Genomic DNA, 3,704 nt, shown 5'->3' with positions numbered 1-3,704 from the left:
CCATATAATATACCTGTGTTATTCGGTTTACCGATTGGACATATAAGTCCAAATATCGGTATTCCCCTCGGAGCTACAGCAACAATAAATACAACTAACAAAACTGTTTCTATTTCTTCTGGTATAGCCACTCCATGTTCAAATTAAAAAGGAAAAGCTGCTAAGCTTTTCCTTTTACTTATAATAATTAAAGATTCGTCCTGATGCTATCTCTGCAATTTCTTCTGGAATAAATGTTTTACTCATATCTGTTCCAACATTTAATACAGCTGTCGCATCTTTCTCGATGCTACCCAATAATTCTTTTCCACGTATCGTAATAAGGGGTGTCCCTTCTGGCAACACAGCTTTTACAAATTCCAATTGTGTAAAGAATGGAACAATCCATCTACCCTCTCCTTGGAAATGACGTAAACGAAGTGTGCCTTCTGTTGCCCCGTCCTCTGCTTCTAATGAACCAGCAACATAAAACTCCGTTGTTAAGAGCAATTCATAAAATTCCTTTTGCTTTTGTTTATCATCTCCTGCTAAAACGAGTACTTCTTCTATTTTCTTTACTGGAATTTGCTTCATATGATGACACCCCTATTTTCAAAATGATTATACTTAGATTATACGAAATATTCTTATTTTTTTCTACATAATTCTGCAATTATTTTATCGAAATAGTTTTTAATATTTCTTTCGCCGTCACAATAGCAGCAAATTCATCATGCAAGTTTACAAGCGTCATATTGTGAATATCCTCTGCGCTATACTCTGTGCCATCTGGACCGATGCGGTTAAAAGTAGCCGTCGCGTCACTCACTACATACGTTGTAAATCCTAAATTACCTGACATCCGTGTTGTCGTCTCTACACAATGATTTGTCGTTAATCCTACAACTACTAAAGAAGTATAATCTTTTACTCGTAATATCTCTTCTAAATTTGTCCCAATGAACGCACTGTTAACAACCTTTTGAATAATAATCTCACCTGGTAATGGCCTCACTTCTTTTTTAAAACGTACTGTTTCTGCATCTAGATGAAACATTGACTCCACATTTTCTTTATTCACATGCTGAATATGAATAACTAGTAATTCTCTTTTTCTCCATTCTTCTAACAAAATTTTCATATTTTCTTCCGCAAAAAGGTTATTCCTTGTGCCCCAGTACGGTAAGTTAAATGCTTCCTGTACATCAATGATTATAAGTGCTGCGTGATTAAGCATATTATCCTCCTAGTTAATTGGGCTGTAATTGAAACAGAAAACCAAGTTGCTGTGACGCAGCAATAAAACAAATATAGGCACAAAGCTCTACAATTTCTTTTTCAGTCCAATATTGTTTTAATACATGAAACATATTATCATCTATCGCCTTTTGGTTATGAACAAATGCATGTGCAAAAGTAACGGCTACGCTAATTTCTTCTATCTTTTGTATATCATCCGGCTTTCCCTTTGCCATACAGTACGGACATTCATTCCCAAACGCTAATGTTCTTCTTACTTGCTCCTTTAACTCTGCGGAAAGGGTCCCTGTACTATACAGTGTATTCTCTAACGTACTCCACGAATTTAATATATCCGGATTATGCCCTAATAATTTTTGAAACTTTGTATCTCCTATATTTGATAATATAATTCTCTCCATCATTTTCCCTCCTATTTCCCTCTTTTTTATTGTAAAATAAATAAAGCTCACTTTACATTTCATATGAATCTTAATTTATAATTTTCCTTTACAAAAATCATCATTTTACTGGAGGTATATTTACAAATGCAATTAGACCGTGTTGATCGAAAAATTTTAAATGAATTATATAATGATAGTCGCCTTTCGATGCGCGAATTGGCAAAACGAGTAAACTTATCCGCTCCGTCTACTACAGACCGTGTTCGTAAACTTGAAAGTGAAGGAATTATTCAAAAATACACAATCGATATCAATTATAAAAAAGCAGGACTTGTTTTAGATTGTATTTTAGAAATCACTTTAAAAAATGGTGATACAACACGTATGCAACAGTTTATTCAGTCTTATCCATCTGCAAGTTTTTGTTACCGAGTAACAGGAAGCTTATGCTACATTGTAAAAATCTCTGTTCCTTCACTCGTTGAACTTGAAGAATTTATCAATGATGTTTCTTCATATGCAACGACAGTTTCTCATATCGTATTATCAGAAGTAGCTCTTACTCCGGATATTGAACATATCTTCCCAGAAGATTAATTCATCTTTATTCACAAAAAAGAGTAAAAACCTCTTACATTGAGAATAAAAATGATATATCATGTATTAAAATACACAAAGTTCGAGAAAGGGGCTTTACATTGAAAATCTGGTTTTATGAAAAAACGGCGCAATTAGATGACTTGCTTGGTATTTGGGACAATGTTCCGACCATCCCTCGAATTGGTGAAAAAGTTGAACTTCTAAAAACCGTTCGGATCGTTACAGATATTAAATACGTGAAAAACGGAAATAACTTCCGTGTAGAGATTATTACAAATTAAAAAGTAGCTCTCCTTTTCATACTGGAGAGCTACTTTTTCATGGCCTATAATCCGCCTTTTTTATAATAATCTTATCTTCTTCTACAGCTATTGTTACATATTCATTTTCTTCTAACTTGAGCTGGTTGACAGCCTCATCTGGCAGTTCCACCGCCATCAATCTATTCGTTAGTATAACTTGGCTATACATTTCATTTTCACGTGATGAATTCATCACTTTTTCTTCATTTATTAAGCGAAGCGGTGGCACACCTACTTCTTTTACAGTACGCCATTGTTTCCAAGTAAAAGGAATTAACCATAATAAACCGATAATCGCAAGACCAATGCCGATCCATAAATTACTTTGTGCTTGTAATTCAGTAATCGAGATTGCGTCACTTCCATCTCCACCTACAAATTGCATACTCGTTGCAATCAAATTATTTAGAGCATGCACAGCAATATTCGTCCATATATTTTTTGTCTTTATGTATAGAAGGCACATAATAACACCGAACATGAAAGCACCGATAACATCAAAATGGCCTAGTCCAAAAATAAGAGAGGATATAATAACTGCACGTTTAATCCCCCATTTGTAAGCCATTCGTTGTAAGAAAAAACCTCTAAAAATAACCTCTTCCATTATTGGGGCTAATACACATGCTGAAATGAAAGTAAATATCGTCATGTATATGTTACTCGTATTAATTACATTTCCATCTTCTAACATAGTAACTAAGAAATTTGGTACAGTATGTGCTAAAATATAAAATTGAATTTGAGATATACCGACTGAAAAAATTATTCCCATTATCGTTGCTAATACAATTAACCCCCAATGTAAACGTCCGGGTTTATCAAAAAAACTTTTAAAAACAACATTATTTTTACTTGTTTTTAAATATAGCCACAATAGTGGAACTGCGAAAAAGATTGATATTTGTGACAGGAACTCTATCGTATTGTCAGAAGCACCTGATAAACTTAATGGAATCATCGTCAGGAACATCCCTATAATCATCCATCCAAAAAAACTACGTAGCCTTATACGTGAAAATGCATATTGCATATTGAACACCTCCAGAGATGATATAAAGTGAAACTTTAATCAGTGGGGGTTTTGTTCATCCCCCACTGATTATTAGTTGAACCAATCGGGCTTTTACGGGCAGTTGATCTCCCACCTAACTTCTTTGCTCCAGCTGAATTTTGAGGT

At 34.3% G+C, this 3,704-nt stretch carries 6 protein-coding genes and 1 pseudogene; 3 read left to right on the top strand and 4 right to left on the bottom strand.

What is annotated here, in order from left to right; genetic code table 11:
• Positions 1-147, top strand: a pseudogene (locus tag AB3X48_RS19130) (S66 peptidase family protein); the annotation flags it as partial.
• A gap of 27 nt (positions 148-174) precedes the next feature.
• On the opposite strand, the gene AB3X48_RS19125 reads toward AB3X48_RS19130, so the two are convergent.
• The 3 genes from AB3X48_RS19125 to AB3X48_RS19115 all read right to left on the bottom strand — a co-directional run bounded on the left by AB3X48_RS19125 (position 175) and on the right by AB3X48_RS19115 (position 1,643).
• The gene (locus tag AB3X48_RS19125) at positions 175-573 is read right to left on the bottom strand and encodes an SseB family protein (RefSeq protein ID WP_002158706.1); all 399 of its coding nucleotides are present in this window, start codon (positions 571-573) and stop codon (positions 175-177) included.
• 79 nt (positions 574-652) lie between these two features.
• Complete coding sequence (locus tag AB3X48_RS19120; RefSeq protein ID WP_002201224.1) at positions 653-1,216, bottom strand: cysteine hydrolase family protein; 564 nt, start codon at positions 1,214-1,216, stop codon at positions 653-655.
• 13 nt (positions 1,217-1,229) lie between these two features.
• Positions 1,230-1,643 (bottom strand): carboxymuconolactone decarboxylase family protein, encoded by a 414-nt coding sequence (locus AB3X48_RS19115; protein WP_195743212.1) that lies wholly within the window; start codon positions 1,641-1,643, stop codon positions 1,230-1,232.
• Between the two features lie 123 nt (positions 1,644-1,766).
• Here AB3X48_RS19115 and AB3X48_RS19110 point away from each other — a divergent pair, with 123 nt between their 5' ends.
• Both AB3X48_RS19110 and AB3X48_RS19105 read left to right on the top strand, forming a co-directional pair.
• Positions 1,767-2,219 (top strand): Lrp/AsnC family transcriptional regulator, encoded by a 453-nt coding sequence (locus tag AB3X48_RS19110; protein ID WP_016104269.1) that lies wholly within the window; start codon positions 1,767-1,769, stop codon positions 2,217-2,219.
• Between the two features lie 101 nt (positions 2,220-2,320).
• Positions 2,321-2,503: a DUF3913 family protein gene (locus tag AB3X48_RS19105; protein ID WP_000707108.1), complete on the top strand. Its 183-nt coding sequence runs from the start codon at positions 2,321-2,323 to the stop codon at positions 2,501-2,503.
• A gap of 37 nt (positions 2,504-2,540) precedes the next feature.
• Here the strand turns inward: AB3X48_RS19105 and AB3X48_RS19100 are convergent, their stop codons facing one another.
• Positions 2,541-3,557 carry a CPBP family intramembrane glutamic endopeptidase gene (locus tag AB3X48_RS19100; RefSeq protein WP_016104268.1) on the bottom strand — a complete coding sequence of 339 codons (1,017 nt, stop codon included), beginning with the start codon at positions 3,555-3,557 and terminating at the stop codon, positions 2,541-2,543.
• Between the last annotated feature and the right edge of the window lie 147 nt (positions 3,558-3,704).

It is taken from the genome of Bacillus sp. S4 (assembly GCF_040838205.1).
In the GTDB taxonomy this organism is placed as follows: domain Bacteria; phylum Bacillota; class Bacilli; order Bacillales; family Bacillaceae_G; genus Bacillus_A; species Bacillus_A cereus_U.
Note: the sequence above shows the minus strand (reverse complement) of the source record. Positions and strands in the feature narration are given on the sequence as shown.